Annotated in this window: 18 protein-coding genes; 8 read left to right on the top strand and 10 right to left on the bottom strand. The window is 43.9% G+C overall.

What is annotated here, in order from left to right:
• Nucleotides 1–3 precede the first annotated feature (3 nt).
• From epmB to ACN0VI_RS04790, 3 genes are all read left to right on the top strand, one after another.
• Complete coding sequence (epmB, locus tag ACN0VI_RS04800; RefSeq protein WP_417445957.1) at nt 4–1,053, top strand: EF-P beta-lysylation protein EpmB; 1,050 nt, start codon at nt 4–6, stop codon at nt 1,051–1,053.
• A 110-nt stretch (nt 1,054–1,163) separates the two neighbouring features.
• Nucleotides 1,164–2,936 (top strand): hypothetical protein, encoded by a 1,773-nt coding sequence (locus tag ACN0VI_RS04795; protein ID WP_417445956.1) that lies wholly within the window; start codon nt 1,164–1,166, stop codon nt 2,934–2,936.
• 120 nt (nt 2,937–3,056) lie between these two features.
• Nucleotides 3,057–5,126, top strand: coding sequence for an EAL domain-containing protein (locus tag ACN0VI_RS04790; protein WP_331891430.1), 2,070 nt, complete (start codon nt 3,057–3,059; stop codon nt 5,124–5,126).
• Nucleotides 5,127–5,144: 18 nt separating this feature from the next.
• On the opposite strand, the gene serB is transcribed toward ACN0VI_RS04790, so the two are convergent.
• Entirely contained in the window at nt 5,145–6,026 is an 882-nt protein-coding gene (serB, locus tag ACN0VI_RS04785; RefSeq protein WP_417445955.1) for a phosphoserine phosphatase SerB, read from the bottom strand.
• 13 nt (nt 6,027–6,039) lie between these two features.
• Between serB and ACN0VI_RS04780 the strand changes: the two genes are divergently transcribed.
• On the top strand, nt 6,040–7,242 hold the full coding sequence (locus ACN0VI_RS04780) for a hypothetical protein (RefSeq protein ID WP_417445954.1): 1,203 nt from the start codon (nt 6,040–6,042) through the stop codon (nt 7,240–7,242).
• Between the two features lie 98 nt (nt 7,243–7,340).
• Here the strand turns inward: ACN0VI_RS04780 and parC are convergent, their stop codons facing one another.
• The 5 genes from parC to ACN0VI_RS04755 all read right to left on the bottom strand — a co-directional run bounded on the left by parC (nt 7,341) and on the right by ACN0VI_RS04755 (nt 13,634).
• The gene (gene parC / locus ACN0VI_RS04775; RefSeq protein ID WP_417446575.1) at nt 7,341–9,581 is read right to left on the bottom strand and encodes a DNA topoisomerase IV subunit A; all 2,241 of its coding nucleotides are present in this window, start codon (nt 9,579–9,581) and stop codon (nt 7,341–7,343) included.
• 27 nt (nt 9,582–9,608) lie between these two features.
• Entirely contained in the window at nt 9,609–11,498 is a 1,890-nt protein-coding gene (gene parE / locus ACN0VI_RS04770; RefSeq protein ID WP_417445953.1) for a DNA topoisomerase IV subunit B, read from the bottom strand.
• 148 nt (nt 11,499–11,646) lie between these two features.
• On the bottom strand, nt 11,647–12,471 hold the full coding sequence (gene cpdA, locus ACN0VI_RS04765) for a 3',5'-cyclic-AMP phosphodiesterase (protein ID WP_417445952.1): 825 nt from the start codon (nt 12,469–12,471) through the stop codon (nt 11,647–11,649).
• A gap of 39 nt (nt 12,472–12,510) precedes the next feature.
• Nucleotides 12,511–12,987 carry a DUF1249 domain-containing protein gene (locus tag ACN0VI_RS04760; protein ID WP_417445951.1) on the bottom strand — a complete coding sequence of 159 codons (477 nt, stop codon included), beginning with the start codon at nt 12,985–12,987 and terminating at the stop codon, nt 12,511–12,513.
• A 23-nt stretch (nt 12,988–13,010) separates the two neighbouring features.
• A complete protein-coding gene (locus ACN0VI_RS04755) occupies nt 13,011–13,634 on the bottom strand; it encodes an NUDIX domain-containing protein (RefSeq protein ID WP_331891440.1) in 624 nt (207 codons plus the stop codon).
• Nucleotides 13,635–13,821: 187 nt separating this feature from the next.
• On the opposite strand from ACN0VI_RS04755, the gene ACN0VI_RS04750 reads away from it, so the two are divergent.
• Nucleotides 13,822–14,490, top strand: a complete 669-nt coding sequence (locus ACN0VI_RS04750) for a protein-L-isoaspartate O-methyltransferase family protein (protein WP_417445950.1) — start codon at nt 13,822–13,824, stop codon at nt 14,488–14,490.
• A 60-nt stretch (nt 14,491–14,550) separates the two neighbouring features.
• A complete protein-coding gene (locus ACN0VI_RS04745) occupies nt 14,551–15,924 on the top strand; it encodes a TolC family outer membrane protein (RefSeq protein WP_417445949.1) in 1,374 nt (457 codons plus the stop codon).
• A gap of 38 nt (nt 15,925–15,962) precedes the next feature.
• Here the strand turns inward: ACN0VI_RS04745 and waaA are convergent, their stop codons facing one another.
• The 3 genes from waaA to ACN0VI_RS04730 are packed head-to-tail and all read right to left on the bottom strand — an operon-like array spanning nt 15,963 to nt 17,975.
• Entirely contained in the window at nt 15,963–17,210 is a 1,248-nt protein-coding gene (gene waaA / locus ACN0VI_RS04740; RefSeq protein ID WP_417445948.1) for a lipid IV(A) 3-deoxy-D-manno-octulosonic acid transferase, read from the bottom strand.
• A 40-nt stretch (nt 17,211–17,250) separates the two neighbouring features.
• Entirely contained in the window at nt 17,251–17,544 is a 294-nt protein-coding gene (locus ACN0VI_RS04735) for an RnfH family protein (RefSeq protein ID WP_331891448.1), read from the bottom strand.
• A complete protein-coding gene (locus tag ACN0VI_RS04730; RefSeq protein ID WP_331891449.1) occupies nt 17,544–17,975 on the bottom strand; it encodes a type II toxin-antitoxin system RatA family toxin in 432 nt (143 codons plus the stop codon). The genes ACN0VI_RS04735 and ACN0VI_RS04730 overlap by 1 nt, the downstream gene beginning before the upstream one ends.
• Nucleotides 17,976–18,112: 137 nt before the next feature.
• On the opposite strand from ACN0VI_RS04730, the gene smpB reads away from it, so the two are divergent.
• Both smpB and ACN0VI_RS04720 read left to right on the top strand, forming a co-directional pair.
• Nucleotides 18,113–18,586, top strand: coding sequence for an SsrA-binding protein SmpB (gene smpB / locus ACN0VI_RS04725; protein WP_331891450.1), 474 nt, complete (start codon nt 18,113–18,115; stop codon nt 18,584–18,586).
• Between the two features lie 195 nt (nt 18,587–18,781).
• Nucleotides 18,782–19,726 (top strand): LysM peptidoglycan-binding domain-containing protein, encoded by a 945-nt coding sequence (locus ACN0VI_RS04720; RefSeq protein WP_417445947.1) that lies wholly within the window; start codon nt 18,782–18,784, stop codon nt 19,724–19,726.
• Nucleotides 19,727–19,823: 97 nt separating this feature from the next.
• Here ACN0VI_RS04720 and ACN0VI_RS04715 read toward each other — a convergent pair whose 3' ends face one another.
• On the bottom strand, nt 19,824–21,548 hold the full coding sequence (locus ACN0VI_RS04715) for a protein kinase domain-containing protein (RefSeq protein WP_417445946.1): 1,725 nt from the start codon (nt 21,546–21,548) through the stop codon (nt 19,824–19,826).

Below are 21,548 nucleotides of genomic sequence, written 5' to 3'. Positions count from 1 at the left end.
TTTATGATTCAAAACCTGCAGATTCTACCGCGAAATGATTCATATTGGCAGGAGCGGGAGTGGAAAAAGTTGCTCTCACAAGCAATTTCTTCGCCTTTTGAGCTATTGTCACGACTGGATCTTTCTATCCAGGATCTTCCTTACTCGATTTTGGCTGAGCACCGATTTGTGCAGAAGGTACCGGAACCTTTTATTGAGCGGATGGAAAAAGGTAATCCTCATGATCCGCTGTTGCGGCAAGTTTTGGCTGTGAACGATGAAAATCTGGAGGTTGCCGGTTTTGTCTCCGATCCATTAAAAGAACAAGAGTCTGAAGTACCCGGGTTGCTCCATAAATATCGTTCACGGGTTCTGGTCATGTTGTCGACCGCCTGTGCCATCAACTGTCGCTATTGCTTTCGCCGCGAATTCCCTTATCAAGAGCACCAAACGGGTCGCGAGGGCTGGCAGGCTATTTTCGACTATTTAGCGGCGCACCCCAAAATCAATGAGGTCATCCTGAGCGGTGGCGACCCCTTAGCAGTTAATGACCCCTATTTAACCGACTTTATCCAACAACTGGAAAAGATTCCTTCCGTCATTCGCCTACGTATTCACACCCGCTTGCCGCTGGTTATTCCGCAGCGCGTGACGAAAGGCTTCATTGATGCCTTGACCCAGACTCGCCTGCAATCTGTCGTCGTGCTCCACATTAACCACCCTAATGAAATTGATGAGCTTTTCGCTCAAGCGACAGCAAGATTGCATCAAAGCGGCATCCATCTTCTGAATCAGAGCGTTCTTTTAAAGGGAGTTAACGACAATAGCGAGATCTTGACCGAACTTAGTGAGAAGCTATTCGCTCATCACATACAGCCTTATTATCTACATCAGCTTGATAAAGTCAGTGGTGCCCACCATTTTGCCGTCGACGACGCGCAAGCTGTAAAGATAATGCAAGAGCTCAATACTAGCCTTGCAGGTTTTCTGGTGCCAAAACTGGTTCGAGAGGAGGCCGGAAAAGCCAGCAAATCCCCTATTGATTTGGGCTTATTAACTTCAGATAATCAATAACTTAGTTAGAAATAAAACTGGCGCTATCTGTGCCTATTCGCTACTATAAAACCATCACTTCATGCAATAATAAAAGCTAAATTGCCGGTAATAGGCTAAGGAGAAAGGGAGTGGCCTTAACTCAAGGACAACTGGGGCTCACAGTTCGAGTCAGAAATGAAATCATGGTCGCTGATATACCTTCCAGCGTCAAAGCCGCTGAGCAGTGGCTGGATCAGCTACCAATTGCAGATATGGGGGAAACAGCCTCCAAGGTATTTCATTATCTGTACGATTTGAATCAATCGCCACTATCCCCTAAAGATCGCCTGCAAATTCTTGAAACGATTGTCCCGACTTGTGAAACACTGATTGATTCACTGTCCGAAGTTTACGTCCATAGTCCTTTAAAATACTCACATAAACTACAGTCAGCTTCTGAGCTAGTGCATGCTCTCGCCTCAGAACTGGTTTTTGGCTTCAACGCGGTTATTGAGGATTTAAACAACGCGTCTGAATTGCTCGAAAAATACGGTAAAACGATTTTGCCAGCGGCTTGTGCCAATAGCCTGCATTATCTTGGCGAAATCCAACTTCAGCGCTATCAGTTATATAAATCCGTTGGTAGTAAGATATGGCGCCAGCAAAATATCATTTTTAAGTTGGCGACAGCTAATGACTTTCTTGAGCATAAATTAAAAAAATCTTCGACCGAACTGGTTAGCGTCAAAAAACAATTGCTCATCAATTTGGTGTTATCAATTTGCAATCCTTACCAGATGAAGCATGGTGAAGCGAGCGATGTTTATAATGCCCTACAAATTTTGACTAACCACATCCAGCTACTACCCACTCTTAATAACGACACTTTGTTTGCTTATTTGCCGGATACCGAAATCCCGCCACAACCTGCAAATGCTATTGAAAACGAATCACAGAAGAAATATGGGATTGATTTAACTCAAGCTGTTGGCATGCTTGAAAACAGCATGATGGAAAAGAAAGGCGGGCTTTTTGGCCGCTTTAAGAAAACTGCCGAAATCAAGCTGGAAGAGGACTTAAAGGCTCAAATTTTAGAAAGCTGGAATACTGTAAAAACCCGAAACTTTATCCGTATCAATTCTAATGATAGCACTCAGGTTGCAGTAGGCTTAGCCAGCTCACACCACTTTCTGGTAGACCGCGGTGGGCAACAGCTGCATGACCGTTTTTTTGGTAAATCCAAAGAAAAACCCGCTTTCCAGGTAGAATCATTGGAGCTTGAACAGGAAGAGAGTCAACACGGGTTTGTCTGGAAAACATCCAAGCCTCGGGGTATGGATATACAGGATAAACGCAAAAGCGAAGATGCTTTTGCTTCAATTTATAAACCCAGAACCTTCGATGAAAGAAAACTGGACAAAGAAAACAATCCCTATAAAGAGCTTAAGACCAGAGTAAAGTATCAATGGATCAGCGGTGTGGTTAAAGATGTCAGCCCAGCGGGATTTTGCGTAGCTTTTGAAAAGGCCCCTTCGCAATATGCCGAAACCAACGAACTGGTTACCGTAAAAAACCTTAAAAGTGGTCAAGAAATGTACAACCTGGGCTTGATTCGCTGGAATCGCTGGCAAGGTCATGATGTCTTCTTGATCGGAGTTGAACTAATTTCACCAGAAGCAATGCCAGTTCGAGCGACGCTGGATTGGGATTATGCAAAGCCCGCATATCATCATAATGGCCTGCTACTTCCTGAAATGCCAAATGCAGGAGTTGACTCGAGTATCATTTTGCCACCATTAGGCTATCGTTCTGGGCAAACAGTCGCTATTATGACTCCCGAAGAAGAATATAAGGTTGAGCTCACTCGCAAAGTAATCGAAACGGATAACTTTATTCAGTTTCACTTTCGCAAAAGGCCTTGATTCAATAAAGAAAAGGGACTTGGGGATCAACCTTAGTTAATGTTAAATTTGTGGGGCAGTTAAATCATTTTCTTATAAAAACGGATACCATAAAGGGTCCTCAAGGTAACTCGATTTCTGATGAAAAAACAGAGCACTAATTCACCAATCAATACCCTGATTTTCTCAAGTTCGGCTAATGAGAGTGAACAACTCGCCAGCCATTTGAAAAATCAAGGGCTCCCTATACGACATCAAGTTGTAGCTAACAGCGAGCAGCTCAAAGCTGCAATTGATGAGAAACAATGGCAACAAGCTTTATTTCTGGATGAGCTTGATAACCTACCAATTCAGCAAGCTTTAACACTTCTAAAAAGTCAAAAGCACTCAGTACCAGCCATTCTCCTTAGCAGTAATTACTCTGAAGAGCAGCGTTTTGATTCCATTGCTAAAGGTGTAAAGGATTGTATTCCAAGTAGTGCTAAAGATTTACTGACGCTCATCATAAAGCGTGAGCAGACACTCGTTAATGCTGAAGCTAAAGTAACAGAGTCCAGCAAAATGCTTTCCGAGACCAGTAAAAGAAACCAATTGCTGTTAGAAAGCTCGAAAGATGCTATCGCCTATATCCATGACGGTATGCATATCTATACCAACCCAACTTATCTCGAGCGTTTTGGTTATGAAGAAGATGACATCATCGTTATGACCATCATGGATCTCATTGACTCCGACGATACCGACAAAATAAAAACATTACTAAAAGACCAAGCAAAAACCGGCGAAGAAGTCAGCCAAGTACTCAAAGGCAAAAATGCAAATGGCGAGACTTTTGAAGCTGACTTTATTGTATCAACCGCAATCTATGACGATGAGCACTGTGTACAATTAGTTGTTCGCGAAGTCAGCGACCAAACTGAGTTGCTTAAAAAGCTAAAAGAAGTCAGCGAAATTGACCAGGTAACAGGTATTTTGAATCGTCCAGCATTTATGGACAGGTTAGATAATATTGCGAGTAAGGCTCGCGACACCAAAATCGACACCGTACTTTACCTTGTTGAGATAGACAACTTCTCAAAGTACCGCTCTGAATATGGTATTGCGGCATGTGATGATTTATTAAAAGATATTGCTGACTGGATGAAGTCACACGTTAGCGATAAAGCTATTGTGGCTCGGATCAGCGATAGTAGCTTCGGTATCATTTCATTTGCAAAAGGAATGTCCCCTAGTGAACTACCCAAAAAATTACTGTCTGAAATTGGTTCACACCTTTTTGAAGTATCCGAACAAACCCTACACATCACCTTCAGCATTGGTGGCGTAACCTGCCATGATAATGATCTTGAACCCGATAAGCTGGTTCTCCATGCAACAGCGGTCAGCCATAAAGTTCAGGATAATGGCGGTAAAGGCTATGAGTTGTTCAACCCTTCAATTGATAGTCTATTAACCGAAGAAGAAAAGATCTTGTATGATGAGTTTGTCCAGGCCAGAGATGAAGGTCACATGACTCTCTTCTACCAACCGATGATGAGCCTACAAGGAAGTCCCGATCAGCAATATATCTGCTATTTCCGCTATAAGATGCAGGACGGCAAATGGGGCCTCGGTAAGGGCATATTCCCGATCTTCGAGAAAGTTGGTATTGATGCTGATATTGATAAAATCACCTTTACCCATAGCTTGAAAATGCTGGCCAAAGACAAAGCGGAGGGCAAGTCAACCAAGCTTTTCCTAACCTTACATCCCAATACGCTATTGAGAGAAGATGCCAGTCGCTGGGTTCGCCAAAGCATCGCTAAAGCAGGCATTGATAGTAAGAGCCTGATTCTAACGCTCAAAAGTCACTTTGCTGCCACTTACTTGAAAAAAGCTATAGAACTTAAGGATGTCTTTAACAAAGATGGGATTCAATTCTGTCTATCTGGAGTGCAAGCCAACGAGCTAGAGCTTATTCAATCGGTTCGACCTAACTATGTTGCTTTCGATGGACGCATGATTGAAGTCTTGAAAGAGCAAGGTACCGACAAAATTGCACCATTAATAACGGCTGCTCACAATGTTGAAGCGAAAGCCATTATCACGAACCTTGAAGAAGCTTCATCGTTAGCGCAGATTTGGCCACTGGGCGTCGACTTTGTTACAGGCAACTATATTTCGAAACCAATGTCCAAGTTGAACTATGACTTTGCCGATAACGATTTCTAGAAGTTAAAACCTGTTAGGTTAGACGCGATGACGCTGCTCAATTAAGGGCAGCAAATTCACTAAACTGTCCAAATAGCCGACATTTAATACGCAATCAGCCGACTTACCTAAAGTCGGCTTTGCTTTATAGGCAACACCAATTCCCGCCTGTTGCAACATCTTCAAATCATTAGCACCGTCGCCTACGGCAATACATTGTTGCTCCTTCAAACCTGCAACTGATGCCCACTCCAGCAAACTCTTAGTCTTCACGTCAGCATTAACAATCGGGTACTCAACCTCTCCAGTCAGAGCCCCATCAGCATAAATCAGTCGGTTAGCTCTGAGCTGAGAAAACGGTAATCTACGCGCCAGCTCTTCCGCAAAAGGCATGAAACCTCCGGAGGCAATCGCAATCTTTCCACTTTGCTGAATAAAATACCGACAAAAAGCCTCCACACCCGGATTAAATTCCAGCTGACGTTTTACTGTCTTTATAGCATCTACCGACAAACCCTTGAGCTGCTGTACTCGTTGCTCGAGACTTTGATTAAAGTCCAGCTCGCCACGCATAGCCGCTTCCGTAATTTCCGACACTTCCTCGCCAACCCCAGCCTGTTTCGCTAACTCATCAATCACTTCTATTGGAATTAAGGTTGAGTCCATGTCAAATACAGCCAACTTAAAAGGCCCATAGGACCGATTTTTAGGTAACAGGCAGTAATCGAATTCATGTAATATGCTTTGCTCATATAAAGCCGACTTTAAAGCACCTTCATTGCCTGAAACTGTATATACAGCAATAGCTAACTGCTCATGCTCTTCCTTCACCAAGGATTTAAATAAGTCATTATGCAATAAGCGATTAAGGGCGTATTCAGGATCTTTTTGATTAAATAAGTAACAATAATAGTCAGACATAACAGGTTTCAAATTGTGTTATCGGGATAGAGACGATTCTATTCAGACGAAAAAACTATGGTATATTAACCCTCAAGAAAAGCCCATTGTAATTTATAGAATAAGAGATATTGGCATTAAACCGACATTCTTCAAAAGCCCTAACACAAAGGCACTGATTTTTTCTGCTATCGTTCTGGCTATTTCCAGCGGCCTTCTGCAATTGTGGCTCACCGAGCAACAATATCAGCAGCAACAGAATTATATCAACAGCTATACTGAAATGCTGACCACGGCATCATCTAGTCAATTGGGTAGCTTTATTCATACTCAGGATAAAGACTCTTTAGAGGCAGTTGCTAAAGGTCTGTATGAAAATGATAGCATCTTCAAAGTCTCCATTTATCAGCGCGATGGAAGCCTTATGTCAAAACTGGAAGCTGATGAACTTCCCGATGACTTACGCTCTGTGGTCGCCGATATTTATTATCAAGACAAGAAAAATGGCTACTTAACGGTGTATTTCAGCCCCACCGCTCAAGCCTCTCTAATCTCTCAAGTGGTCGCCCAGCCAGTCATGATCTGGATTATTAGCGGGATTAGCTGGGGGTTACTCTTATTCGCAATCTCTTTCAAAAAAATTCGTCAGTGGTGGAAGAATCGTAAGCCGAAAGAAAACACAGCCATGGCTGGCAAAGAACTACCCAGCCAAAACCAATTACTGCGCCAACTATTCAAGCATAGTAATGGCAAAAAAGAGCAGCAGGAAGATGGCAGCCAATACGTCATTAAAGCCAATTGGGAGCGCCTGAATGAACGAACCACCCATCAACTATTAACTGTCTTTAATCGCTGGTTGCCAAAAAACAATATTTACTTTTTAAGCTTTAAGCAATCTTTGCTCATCCTCGGCAAAGATTCACAAAAGCTGGAATCTAATCAATTAATACAGCTACAGGTTCTGGTAAGAGCCATGCGACAACTGAAGCTGGAGCCGGCAATATTAATTCATAACCTGAATTTTGACCGTGATATCTATGAAACCTTTTTTGAGGTCATGGAGCCAGGAATCTGGCTTGAATCGGATATCAAACATCAATCATTTATAGACAGTGAACAGCATATTGAGCTTGAAATCGAATCAATCGGCGAAGTTGAATTAACCCGCGTGCCTGATATCGAGGCGCAACAACGAAGTGGTATAGAGCGACAAGCTCGCTTTTTGCTAGGTGGTTAATCAAAGATTTTATGTCAGAGTTACAACCAAAAAAAGGCCATCACGTGATGGCCTTTTGCTTTTTTTCGAGTCGCGATTCAAATAAAGAACGATAGGGGCTAAACTTTTGCGTCCACTTCGATACGCTCCACTCGCTGGAATCCACGTGGCAGTTTATGCCCGCGACGACCTCGCTCACCACGATAATGTTCCAAGTCTTTTGGCTTCAATGTCAGATGGCGTTTTCCTGAGTGAATTACCAGGCTATCCTCTTCGCTGATAGCAACCACAGCAACCATAAACTCTTCTCGTAGTTTTAGTTTAGCCGTTGGGATGCTAATGATCTTATTGCCCTTACCTTTTGCCAGCTCCGGTAAATCGGTTAAAGGGAACACCAGCATTCGACCTTCGTTAGACACAGCAACACAGAACTGGCTTGCTGGGTCTTTGACATTGCAAGGCTTAACAACCTTAGAGCCAGAGGGAAGGTTCAAAAAGGCCTTACCATTTCGAGTTTTCGTCACCAGATCACTGAACTTAGCTACGAAGCCATAACCGGCATCGGTAGCGAATAAGAATTTATCCTCATCTTCACCCATCATGGTCGCCATAAACTCTGCGCCAGCAATAGGATTAACCCGACCGGTTACTGGCTCGCCCAACCCCCGTGCAGACGGCAAAGTATTGGCTAATAGCGAGAATGTACGCCCAGTAGAGTCGAGGAACACTGCGTATTGATTGCTTTTACCTTGCGCTGAATCGAGATACTTATCACCGGAGCGATAATTCATGCCGACTGCATCGACCTCATGCCCCTTAGCACAGCGTACCCAACCTTTTTCAGAAAGAATTACAGTCACTGGCTCAGTCGGCAACAGCTCAGTTTCAGATAGAGCTTTGGCTTCCTTACGCTCTACTATCGGTGAACGACGCTCATCGCCATATTGCTCGATCACTTCTTCAATCTCTTTCTTAATCAAAGTTTTCATGCGCTGCTTTGAGCCAAGCGTCAGCTGTAACCAGTCAGCTTCATCTTCAAGCTCAGACTGCTCATCTTTGATTTTCATCTCTTCAAGTTTTGCCAAGTGGCGTAACTTCAACTCAAGAATGGACTCTGCTTGACGGTCTGACAAATCAAAACGCTTCATTAATTTTAGTTTTGGTTTATCTTCGGTCCGAATAATATGAATCACTTCATCAATATTCAGATAAGCAATCAACAAACCATCTAAAATATGCAGGCGGTCCATCACTTTATCTAAACGATGCTGCAAACGACGACGAACTGTTTCGTGGCGGAACTCAAGCCACTCTTTCAGCATCACCCGCAGGTTTTTCACTTGTGGCCGCCCGTCGATACCTATCATGTTCATGTTGACACGATAGGTACGTTCCAAATCAGTGGTGGCAAACAGGTGACGCATCAACTCTTCAACATCAACCCGGTTGGAACGTGGCTCAATGACTAACCGTGTTGGGTTTTCGTGATCAGACTCATCACGCAGGTCACTGACCATCGGTAGTTTCTTGGCTTGCATTTGAGCAGCAATTTGCTCAAGAATTTTAGAACCAGAGGCTTGATGCGGTAGCGAGGTAATAACAATATCACCATCTTCTTTCTCGAAGCGGGCGCGCATACGAATCGAGCCGCGACCTTTTTCGTATAGCTCAAGAATGTCAGCCCTTGGCGTAATAATTTCTGCATCGGTCGGGAAGTCTGGGCCTTGAATAAACTCTAATAAATCTGGCAACTCAGCTTTTGGGTTTTCCAGTAGATGCACACACGCTTTGCCCACCTCTGCTAAATTATGCGGTGGAATGTCCGTAGCCATACCAACCGCGATTCCTGTGGTGCCATTAAGCAACAAGTTCGGGATACGCGCAGGTAGCACTTCTGGCTCATCCATGGTGCCGTCAAAGTTAGGCGTCCAGTTAACCGTCCCCTGCCCCAGCTCACTCAGTAATAGCTCTGCATAAGCCGCTAGACGCGATTCGGTGTAACGCATAGCCGCGAATGATTTAGGATCATCCGGCGCCCCCCAGTTACCCTGCCCGTCTACCAGTGGATAGCGATAAGAAAACGGCTGCGCCATCAACACCATGGCTTCATAACACGCCGAATCACCATGCGGATGAAACTTACCTAAGACATCACCCACAGTACGTGCTGACTTTTTATATTTTGCGGTCGCTTTTAAGCCCAGCTCACTCATCGCATACACAATTCGACGCTGAACAGGCTTTAAGCCATCGCCGATATGCGGCAAAGCACGATCCATGATCACATACATGGAGTAGTTCAAATAAGCCTGTTCGGTAAACTCCGCCAGTGACTTTTTCTCAATACCTTCGTAATTCATTTCTTCCACGACAGTTCACTTCTCGTTTTAAATTTCTGCTTTATTGCCCTTCAGCTCTAACCACTCTTTACGGTCAGAAGCACGTTTTTTCGACAACAACATATCCATAATGTGCTCAGCCTCGCCATCACCGCCCAAGGTTAACTGCACCAAGCGACGAGTTTCACGGGCCATAGTGGTTTCGCGTAATTGCTTAGGATTCATTTCACCCAAGCCTTTAAAGCGCTGAACCTGTATTTTGCCGCGCTTATTTTCAGCTTTAATGCGATCCAACAAACCTTGCTTTTCATCTTCATCAAGGGCATAAAAAACTTCTTTGCCCACATCAATACGATACAGCGGCGGCATGGCAACGAACACATGGCCAGCACGAACTAATGGTCTGAAATGGCGAACAAACAAAGCACACAACAAAGTGGCAATATGCAGACCATCAGAGTCAGCATCCGCCAGAATGCAGACTTTGCCATACCTGAGTTTACTTAAATCATCAGAACTTGGGTCCAGGCCAATGGCTACTGAAATATCATGAACTTCCTGCGAAGCCAGAATCTGATTGGAGTCGACTTCCCAGGTGTTCAGGATTTTGCCGCGTAACGGCATGATTGCCTGATATTCTTTATCGCGAGCCTGTTTTGCTGAGCCGCCCGCTGAGTCACCCTCCACCAGAAACAGCTCACTGCTCATGGCATCTGAACCTGCACAATCGGCCAGCTTGCCGGGCAACGCAGGTCCCTGGGTAACTTTCTTACGCACAATTTTCTTGCTGGCACGCATTCGCTTATGCGCATTACTGATGGCGCGCTCCGCTAAAGCATCGCCAATGACCGGGTTTTGATTGAGCCACAGGCTAAAGGCATCTTTAACCACACCCGCAACAAAGGTTGCGCACTGGCGTGACGATAAACGCTCTTTAGTCTGGCCTGAAAACTGCGGGTCATCCAGCTTGACCGATAGTACATAACTGATGCGATCCCACACGTCTTCGGCACTTAACTTAACACCACGCGGTAATAAGTTTCTAAATTCACAGAACTCACGCATGGCATCTAACAAGCCATTACGCAAACCATTAACGTGAGTGCCGCCTTGTGGTGTGGGGATAAGGTTGACGTAACTTTCTGCCAGACATTCACCGCCTTCCGGCAACCACATGAAAGCCCAATCCACCGCTTCCGCTTCACCCTGTAAAGAACCGGTAAAAGGCTCTTCGGGTAGTCGCTCGAAGCCACCGGCCTGCTCTAACAAATAAGCAGTTAAACCATCTTCATACAGCCACTCGTCCTGTTCGCCCGAGGCTTTGTTATCAAAGATCACCTTAAGACCAGGACACAAAATCGCTTTTGCTTTGAGCAGATGTTTTAGACGTGAGATTGAGAATTTTTCGCTATCAAAATATTTGCTGTCAGGCCAGAATTTAACACTGGTTCCAGTGTTGCGCTTGCCAACTTCAGCAACCACTTCCAAATCTTTGACCTTAAAGCCATCTTCAAAGGCCATGAAGTATTGGTTACCATCACGCTTAACGGTAACTTCAACGCGCTTGGATAAGGCGTTAACCACCGAAATACCCACGCCATGCAAGCCACCTGAAAATTGATAGTTTTTATTGGAAAACTTACCGCCGGCATGCAGTTTGCTCATAATGAGCTCAACGCCGGGTATGCCTTCCTCTGGATGAATATCAACCGGCATACCACGCCCGTCATCCTCAACCTCAAGGCCGCCATCTTTGTGTAGAGTCACCTTAATGGTTTTCGCATGCCCCGCTAAAGCTTCATCCACACTGTTATCGATCACCTCTTGTCCAAGATGATTTGGACGGCTGGTGTCGGTATACATACCGGGACGTTTTTTAACTGGATCAAGGCCGCTGAGAACCTCAATGGATTCAGCTGTATATTGATTATTCGCCATAAGTAAATTATTGATTTTGTGTTAGGAGAGTCAAATTGACTCAATATATTGTTATTCGGCTCTTATCCTATAAAGGCCGATCAGCAAGTGCAAGTAAAATTATTGAATGGTGTAAAGTGCTTTCAACGAAGACTAATTAAGCCGCTGATTAATAGCCAGAAATGGCAAAATTCACATTGGGCAAATAATGATCAACCCGGTAATGCTGTTTATCAATCACCCCATCAGCATGACATTGGTAAACTGCGTAGCCTGGAGTTTCCCCGCTGGCGGCAAAATCCGCAGAGTGGCGCTTAAATTGAACACAGGTAGAAGGAACCGAACAATAAACTGCATTATCGATTTTATATTCGGAAAATTGATGAACATGACCAAAACCACATAACTTCACTTGAGGATGCTCAGTCACCAACTCCAGTATTTCATCTTTATTGCTAATCCCTATTTCGTCGAGCCAATCACTACCCACAGGAACAGGATGATGATGCATGTAGAGCATGGTAGGCAAATCAGAGTTTTCTTCGAGGCAACGTCTAACCCAATCAAGCTCTGACTCATCAATATGACCATGAACCTGATCTTCGATGTGGCTACTGACCATTAGTATCTGCCAATGCTCAGTCAAAATCTGTTTATGATTAAAAAGCGGCGCTTGTGATAAGAAGCTGGTTAGATACCCGACTTCATCATGATTGCCAGCGAGCGTGAAGACTGGTTTACCCAATTTTGCCATTTGCTCAGCAAAGAATTGATAGGAAGCTTTTGAATAGTCCTGGGAAATATCACCGGTAACGATAATCACATCAGGATCGATTGCCTGTGTGCGGATATCATCCAACACCGCGCAGAAGCTTTCCTGAGTATTTACCCCAAGCAAGCTACCCTGGTCATCAGCAAACAAATGCGGATCTGAAAGGTGCAAAACGGTCATTTCAGGTCGCCCAATAAATAGGCGTTTGCAGTCGTAAGTCAAATCAATCTCCTATTCGTTGTAGTCATTATCGCTTATATGCTAATGCAAAAACGCTAAGTGGGTCGTATTCGCAGTGTGAGATTGACCAAATTGTAGACAAAAGTTAAGCCATTCGCCCAAAAATCGATTTAATTGGAGCTTTTCGTCAGGCTGCTTCATCTCGGTGTTGGGATAAATATAGACTGGCGGCAACATTCCCTCATTCAATCCCGATAAGACTTCAGCCATCTGGGCATCGTGATAAACACGAACCAGGAACTCACGATTAACAGCCGACGCATAAGGGGCTGAGCTATCGCAGTACTGACTCAAGCGGTATGTGACCGTGTAACGGCTAATTTGTTCCAGTGTAATCTTCACGTCAGGTTGCTTTTCAACGCTCATAAAAACCGCATCAGACTCATGGCATAGTGACTCCCCAGCACTACCAATCAGTTTATTCAACTTAAGGTAGTTACTGGCGCACAACGCCATAAACTCTTTCAGGTCTGGAACATACTTTCTTGCTGAAGGCATAAGCACCCATCAATAACCAAAAGCTATCCTTGAGAACAGTCATCAGCAAGTTCCAGTTGCTGCTCATTCAATAAAAACCACTGGATGGCAATTAAAGCCATAGCATTACTAATACCGCCATTAGCTAGAAGTTGCAACATTTCTTGTCGCGAGACAGCTAACACCTTGATATCTTCATGCTCATCATCCAAACCGGCGTAGTCTACCAAGTTTGAGCTATCAACCAAACCCAGAAACAGATCAACGTATTCGGTAGTGCCGCCAGGGCTAACCCAGTAGCCCGGCATCTCAATCAATTTATCGATATAACAACGTGCCTCTTCTTCAGCTTCTCGGTGTGCCACGTCATGCGGCTCCTCCCCCTCCTCGACCATCCCCGCAATGATTTCCAGTAACCAGGGAGAATGTTCATCTTTGAGCGAACCGGGACGACATTGTTCTATCATTACAAAGCGATCAAGACGTGGGTCGAATAGCAAAACACCGACCGCGTTGCCACGCTCAAATAGTTCACGTTGAATAAGCGGACTCCAGCCACCTAGATACTGGCGGTGGCGAAAAGTGTATTTCTGCATGCTGAAAAATCCCTGATAGAGAGTTTCAGTCTTAATAATCTCAACATCCTGAGGACCAAACTGTTTCTTCAAGTGAACTACCTGTAATTGCATTTAATGAATTAAATCTAGCACCAATCGGAGCAAACCCCAAGCGCGCAGACCATATCCCAAGCACGTTCTAACCGGCCGAATGTTAGCACTTCATAATCTGTTACACTTACTGTATTGTTTGAAATACCAATAATTACTATGCTTTAGCCAACCAAGAGAGGTGTCCATGGAGCAGCCGATATTTGATTTGGAACAAGCTCGACAAAACATGGTTGAACAGCAAATCCGTCCATGGAATGTGCTGGATAATCAGTTACTCGATTTGATTTCAGGCTTACCCCGCGACAGATTTGTACCCGAAGAATTTTGCTCACTTGCTTATGCCGATACGCAAATTCCGCTTGGTCATAGCCAATGCATGATGCCGCCTCGCGAAGAAGCTCGCATGTTACAGGCATTACGCATACAGCCAAGCGACGTAGTGCTGGAAATTGGTACCGGCACAGGCTACTGCACTGCCTTAATGGCACAATTGGCACACAAAGTTTATAGCGTGGACATCATCGGCGAATTTATAGAACAGGCAAAAGAGCGCACCCTCGAATTAGGACTCGAGAATATAGAATTTGAAGAAGGCGATGCAGCGACTGGCTGGCCTCATTACAAGCCTTATGACGTTATTGCCATAACTGGTAGCTTTTATAAATTACCTAAAGCATTCAAACGTCACCTGCCTATCGGGGGCCGTTTGTTTTGTGTCGTTGGGCAGGAGCCTGCGATGAAAGCGAAACTCATTACCCGAACCGGTGATGATGAATGGCACGAAGAAATATTATTCGAGACCGTTTTGCCCTATCTAATCAACGCAAAACGTGCCGAGCAATTTGAGTTTTAAAAACAATAGATAAACACCAAGACAAAAGTGCTTATCGCAACAATCAATTTGGAATATGGTATGAAGCCTAAAGCAAAGATTAAATTAGTCGCTCTGACACTCCTGTCACTGAGTGGCTTCACTGCAAATGCAAATACAGACCTAATGGATGTTTATCAGGATGCTCTGAATAATGATCCACAATACAAAATCAGTGATGCCAACTTAAGAGCAACCGAGCAAGGTGTGCGCATCAATCGTTCAAGCTTGTTACCTCAAGTCAGCGCTTCAGCGACAAAGGGCCGAAGTGATAATGACTATTCAGGCCAAGGCCTTGATGGGAGTCCCTCTGATCCTTTTAACAACTCTGTAGACTCAACGACTTATCGAGTTCAACTCAGCCAATCACTATTTGATTGGAGTCTATGGGTTGCTTTGGAACAAGCTGAAATGCGTGTTCGTGCAGCAGAACTAAACCACGCTGCTAATTTGCAGGACTTAATGATTCGAACAGCGCAAGCTTACTTTAGAGTGCTAAGCGCAGAAGAGGTTCTTGCTGCTACGCGTTCTGAAAAAGAAGCTTTGCAAAACCAGCTCGATATGACTCGCGAGCAATTTGAGTCAGGTCTATCAACAGCAACTGACTATTTGGATGCACAGGCAAACTACGACCAGGCGCAAGTTAGTGAGCTTCAGTCTGAGAATGAATACAACAATGCGAAAGAAACCTTGCGTGAGATCACAGGTCAATATTACGCCGAGCTTGAAGCAACAGATAATAGCATTACCTTGATGCCACCCAACCCAGAAAATATCGATGATTGGATGCGCGCTGCGCGTGAAGCCAACTTGAACCTCAAGGCAAAGCAATTTGAGGTAAGAGTCGCTCGCGAAGAAGTAAAGCGTAACCGTAGCGGCCATTATCCCACAGCTGATCTGAGTGTCAGTTATTCTGATCAGGAAACTGAAACGGATCGCTTCTTCCCAATCCAGAACATTGAGCAAAATACATTAAATATGCAGGATGGTTATCAAGCCGGTATTACCGTGACCATCCCACTTTTTTCTGGCTTCAGGACTTCAGCTCAAACCGAACAAGCCAAGCAAAACTACTTGCGCACAACGCACGAACTTGACCAAAGCGATAGATTGGTTCAGAAAAATGCTCGTATGGCTTACACCAATCTGCAAACTGCTATAAAGTCATTCGAAGCCAACAAACGTGCTTACGAATCAAGTTCAAGTTCACTAGAGTCTACTCAGGAAGGCTATCAGGCAGGTACCCGAAATATCGTCGATGTCTTAATTGCTACGCGGAGCACCTATTCGTCACAGCGCAATATGATTCGTGCAAAATATGACTACCTCATCAGTAGCTTACAACTCAAGGCGGCGGCAGGAACCTTAACTGAAAAAGACCTGGAAATCGTCAATAGCTGGTTAGAGCAATACTAACGTAATCTGATGTCAGTGTTATTGGGTGACTTCCTACATTATAAGTAAGACTCAATAACGCTGACCGTTTTATCCAGAGCACCGCGATTAGTATTAATGACCTCAGCAGCTTTGGCACCCATACTTTTTGCTCTTACTTTATCTTCAAATAACTGAATGATCACACTGGCTAACTCTTTCTCATCGGCCACCATTTGCGCACCAGCAGCTTCAATTAAATCCCTAAAAATCTCATTAAAGTTATGAATGTATGGACCTGTTAAGACAGGTTTCCCCAACACGGCTGGCTCAATCGGGTTATGCCCACCAACTTCAGCAAAGCTGCCCCCTATCCAACAAATATCCGATAGATTAAAGGCTTTCATAAGTTCACCCATCGTATCGCCCAGCAAGACATCTACATTCTCGGACCAAGTATCAGGGCAAGAGCGACGAGCTACACTATATCCGTCATTTTCAATTAAATGAAACACAGCTTCAAAACGCTCTGGATGACGAGGTACTAATATTAATTTAGCACCAGGGATTTTATTACATACTATTTTATGAGCCTTAAGTACCGCCTCATCTTCCCCTTTATGAGTGCTTGCAGCGATCCAGACAGGAACACCTTTCCAGTCAGGGTAATACTCATGGTCAGTAAAATTCGGTACATCCATATCAAACTTGATATTGCCAGTTACCAATGACCTCTCTTTAGACAAACCCAGTCGAATATAGCGTTCTGCATCATGCTTATTAACTGCTAGAACTTTAACGAAGGCATCCATCATTTCATTCGCCAAAGATGCAATCTTTTCATATTTGTTTGCCGAACGACCAGATAAACGAGCGTTAGCTAAAATGACAGGAATATTTTTTTCCTTAAGATGATGAAGCCAATTAGGCCACAACTCGGTTTCCATTATAACTAACAACCGAGGCTTAGCACGACGAATAAAACGCTTAATGGTTCCAGGTAAGTCACAGGGTGAATAGTGATGTTTCACTTTATCACCCAGCCCATTGTAGATTTGTCTCGCACCAGTGGGGGTGGTTGTAGTAACAATAATATTAAGATCTGGATATTTAGCTAATAGCTTTTTTATGATAGCAATGGCGGCATTAGACTCCCCCATTGAAACCGCATGAAACCAGATACTTTCCTTGTGTTGTTTGCTAACAATACCAAAGCGCTCTCGCAATGGCTCACGGTACTGCGGTGGCTTGAAGCTTTTATACACCCAGCGCATGCATAACAAGGGAGCTGCAAGAATATATAATAATGTATAAAGATAACGTAACAAGTATCTGTCTTCCCTTATGACCAAGGCTTATCGGCCTTATCTATGTTTTATTTTTTTCTGCTCTTTGCTTTCGCACTTCTTTTGGGTCGGCAATTAGAGGACGATAAATCTCAATTCTGTCACCATCATGCAGAGTGTCTGTTAGCTTTGCCAACTTGCTGAAAATCCCAACTTTATTTTGAGTCAAATCGATCTCAGGGTGCAGCTCAATGATACCAGACTGACTGACAATCTCTTCGATAGTAGCCGATGCTTCAACTTCAAGCGATAACAATGTCTGCTTTTCAGGAAGAGCATAACAAACTTCCACAGTAATTCTATGAATTTGAGGCATTAGATATAGACCTCTCTCGCCCTCTTTGAGAAAGCATCCACAAATGACTCAGCCATCTGATTAAATACAGCGCCAAACGCTAAGTTGGTAAGGGGATTCGAAAACTCAAATTCAACTACCAGCTCTATTTTACAGGCATTCTCACTTAATTCATCAAACGTCCACTGACCAGTTAAATGCTTAAATGGCCCCATCACTAATTCCATTGCGATGCTTTGATAAGGATGGTTAGTATTACGAGTAGTAAATTCTTTTGCAAAGCCTCCTTTTGCTACCGATAGCATGGCAGTTACTGTATCCTCAGTTCGCTCTAGAACCTTAGCATCATTACAATTTGGCAAAAACTCGGGATATTTTTCAATATCATCCACTAAATCAAACATTTGTTTTGCCGAAAAAGGTAAAAGCGCTTGTCGCCGAATGGTTTTCATTGCAAAAAAGTGATATTAAGGTTAAAAAGTGCGGCAATTGTAACACTGCCATCCCCTGAAATACCAACTATTGAGCAATGACAGTCAGACCCCTATAATGCTGTCTAACTTAGCAATAACCCCATACAGGATTTACTTTGGCTAAAAAAAAGGGCAAGCCCTCAGGCAACACCATTGCGCTGAATAAGCGCGCACGTCATGACTACTTTATCGAAGATACCTTTGAAGCCGGACTGGTTTTGCAGGGCTGGGAAGTAAAAAGCATACGTGCTGGAAAAGTAAACCTTGCGGAGAGTTATGTTCTACTCAAAGATGGTGAGGCTTTTCTGTTTGGCTGCCATATTACGCCATTAATTTCTGCATCCACTCACGTTGTTGCCGATCCTACACGTACTCGAAAATTACTGTTGCATGATCGCGAACTAGCACAATTATTCCGTGGTGTGGAGCAACAGGGCTATACGGTGGTGGCTCTGGCAATGTACTGGAAGCAACATCGCGTTAAACTCGAAATTGGCTGTGCCAAAGGTAAGAAGATGCACGACAAGAGAGCAACGGAGAAAGAACGCGAGTGGAACAAAGCAAAAGAACGCATCATGAAGCGTCATTAGGGATGGCTATTCATACCCTATGAATTAAGGTATAAAGTTAACAGATGCCTTAAGTGTGGGCTACACCACATCGCACCATTTAGTGCTTTGTTAGTATTTACTGCACTGTATAGCATATTGATTTTAAACGACTTAATTAAAGGCTCTTAACTTTCTGACAGATGAGTCGAAAAGCACTGAACAAAGGTAACTCACTTGAAACGTTACACCACAATTTTTCTAGCATTAACGTTAACAGGTTGCTCTTTTATCGAAGATAGAAGCCAAGACCCTGTTGAAATTATTGATATTAGCGATGGCACTCGCTCAACGTATAGAGGTAGCTCTGACCAGCGGTCAGATGCTATTGAATATACTGTTCGCTCCGGCGATACATTAGGCTCGATCGCCAAACAGATGCTAGGTAATGCCCAACGCTACCTCGAGATTGCTAAGCTTAATAGTATAGAACCACAAGCCCCCATTTATGTTGGTCAACAATTGAAGCTCCCAAGTAAAGGCTTAATTTTGGTACAACCGAGAACCACAAAACAGGCTGATACCAAACCTCAAAAGACAGCCAAGGTAGAAGCCCAGCAATCAAAAATGGATTTGTTACTGTCAGAGCAACGCTATGACGAAGCTATCGAGCACGCTCGTGCCCAAGAGGATTTATCGGACAATAATGAGTTACAAGAGCAGCTTATTATCGCCACACAGAATCAGGTTCGCCTATTCCGTCAAGAAAGCCTGACTGGAGAAGCAGAAGGCTTGTTGCAGGTATTAATTGACGATGGTCGCCTATCAGAGTCGAGCCAACAGATTTTGCTCTCTAATCTAGCAGCCCTGAATGTTGAGCAGGACTTAGCCGAAGCCAAACAACTGGCTGACCAGCAAGAGTTTGATAAGTCTTATAATATTCTACTCAGTGCCTGGCAGGTCTCAGGTACACGCTTGGAATCTAATGCATTATTTACTGGCACTCGAAATAAAGTCAGTGAGAACTATCACCAAAAAGCACTTCGACTCTATCGTAATCAGAAGCTCGACGAGGCGTTAATTTACTGGGATAAAATTTTAGCCATTAATCCATCGGATGATTTGGCACTTGTATATAAAGACAGAGTTAAATCGTTAAAAGAACGCCTTGACTCGTTATAAATATCACCAGTTATCAAACACTAAAAAGGCTATCGTAAGATAGCCTTTTTCTTTTTATAGTTAAGCATTCATCTAACACCATCTTCCGTTGCACCACCTATTCTTTTTCTCGGTCAGAGTCTTTGGGTGATTCAGAGTCAGTGTCATCCTGAGAAATAATCAAGGTTTTGTCTAAATCGGTAATGGTTTCAAGCAAACTCGGATCGGGCGAGGTGCCTATATACTGTGTTTGAGTCAAGCCCGCCAGCTTCTGCGAAAGATCATTGACCTCCTGTTGCAAACGCCCCACCTCATCATGCGTATCCACCTTGAGTATATCCGCTTCTCCGTGATTTCTGAGCTCTCTTATAACATGCCGCGTCTCGTTAACCCGCTGAATAAAGCGATTGGCTAGCCAATAAACCCCTGAGAATACCGCCAACATGATCAAAAACATCCAGATAATCATTGCCAGCAGCGATGACTGAGTAGCACTCTTCAAATTATTACGGCTTATAGCGATAAATGCATTACCGATAACTTTATCCTGATACTTTATCTGAGAGTCAAAAAGGACCACCTCTTGATCATAATCAGTCAAATTTGAGTATATCTGAGCTTCAGATGTCTTCTGTTGTATCTCGCTGGCAGGAGGCAATGAGAATGGCTTGCTAATTTGCTCAGGCTGACTGCTACTCTGCACGATCCCATCCTTATCACGGATCGAGAGATGACGTATTTGGGAATTATCAGCAATATCCCGAGTCAACTCCTGTAAAGTAATACGCTCTTCAAGCAATAGAGGCTCTCGGCTTTCCTGAGAAATAATTTGCACCATTGAATTCCCATAATCAAACACTAACTGATTCATCAGTTTATTCTGTTTGTTATAAACCCAAACCATGCCAAGAATCATGACCAGTAAAACCACAGTCGATAAGCTAATAGCCCAACGTGCCCGCATCGAAACAAAGCGAATGCCTGCTAAGCCTTCTTTGTTCTGGGTTAATTCTTTAGTTAGCGTCTCGATTTCTTCTAGGAGTTCATCGCTAGTGAGGTAACGATGGTCAGGGTTCTTTTGCAATAAGCGGAATATAATGCTTTGCCACATGAAACCCTGTTCAGACACAATATTAATTGGCTGGGGATTTAAATGAAGAACAGCCTGCATCATGGCTGCATAATTCGGAGCCTGAAAAGGAAGCTCCCCTTTGGTGACCTGATACAGAATCACACCAAGCGAATAGAGATCCGTTTTAAAGTCCACACCGTGCCCAGTTATTTGCTCGGGCGACATATAGGCAGGTGTTCCCATTATTTTGTCTTTGCTTTTACCACCTTCATCTTCAAGAAAGAGGTGCTCAACATGAGCAATACCAAAGTCGGTAATTTTGAACCGGCGGCCACCATCCAATACCAAAATATTATCAGGCTTCAAATCACGGTGTATCACACCATTTTGATGAGCGTAGTCAAGCGCCAGGGCCAATTGCTTAGCAAGATCAGAGGCTTGCTCTAAACTCAAAATCCCATTTTGTTGTAGGTACTCATCAAGGTTTTCACCTTCCAACAACTCCATCGCAATGAAGGGACGCTCTTGCCAGATTCCCACATCATAAATAGTGACAATGCCAGGATGACCTAAACGCCCAGCAGCTTTTGCCTCGCGCAAAAAAAGCTCGCGGTACTCCTCTTTTTCCACTAGTTCGTGTTTTAAGAGTTTTATCGCGAGCATTCGACCGATTTCTGGATCTTCTGCCTGGTAAACGACAGACATAGCTCCACGGCCAATTTCTTTGACTAACTTGTAGCGCCCGATGCGCAGTTCGTTATCTTGAGTCAT

The sequence above is a fragment of the Kangiella sp. genome, assembly GCF_048265365.1.
Taxonomy (GTDB): domain Bacteria; phylum Pseudomonadota; class Gammaproteobacteria; order Enterobacterales; family Kangiellaceae; genus Kangiella.
The sequence above is the reverse complement of the archived record's forward strand: the minus strand, read 5'-3'. Positions and strand labels throughout refer to the sequence as shown.

What these genes read in the sequence shown, in the direction of transcription:
- epmB (WP_417445957.1), top strand. Translation starts at nt 4, where the DNA reads ATGATTCAAAACCTGCAGATTCTACCGCGAAATGATTCATATTGGCAG.
- ACN0VI_RS04790 (WP_331891430.1), top strand. Translation starts at nt 3,057, where the DNA reads ATGAAAAAACAGAGCACTAATTCACCAATCAATACCCTGATTTTCTCA.
- serB (WP_417445955.1), bottom strand. Translation starts at nt 6,026, where the DNA reads ATGTCTGACTATTATTGTTACTTATTTAATCAAAAAGATCCTGAATAC.
- parC (WP_417446575.1), bottom strand. Translation starts at nt 9,581, where the DNA reads ATGAATTACGAAGGTATTGAGAAAAAGTCACTGGCGGAGTTTACCGAA.
- parE (WP_417445953.1), bottom strand. Translation starts at nt 11,498, where the DNA reads ATGGCGAATAATCAATATACAGCTGAATCCATTGAGGTTCTCAGCGGC.
- ACN0VI_RS04760 (WP_417445951.1), bottom strand. Translation starts at nt 12,987, where the DNA reads ATGCCTTCAGCAAGAAAGTATGTTCCAGACCTGAAAGAGTTTATGGCG.
- ACN0VI_RS04750 (WP_417445950.1), top strand. Translation starts at nt 13,822, where the DNA reads ATGGAGCAGCCGATATTTGATTTGGAACAAGCTCGACAAAACATGGTT.
- ACN0VI_RS04745 (WP_417445949.1), top strand. Translation starts at nt 14,551, where the DNA reads ATGAAGCCTAAAGCAAAGATTAAATTAGTCGCTCTGACACTCCTGTCA.
- ACN0VI_RS04735 (WP_331891448.1), bottom strand. Translation starts at nt 17,544, where the DNA reads ATGCCTCAAATTCATAGAATTACTGTGGAAGTTTGTTATGCTCTTCCT.
- ACN0VI_RS04730 (WP_331891449.1), bottom strand. Translation starts at nt 17,975, where the DNA reads ATGAAAACCATTCGGCGACAAGCGCTTTTACCTTTTTCGGCAAAACAA.
- ACN0VI_RS04715 (WP_417445946.1), bottom strand. Translation starts at nt 21,548, where the DNA reads ATGACTCAAGATAACGAACTGCGCATCGGGCGCTACAAGTTAGTCAAA.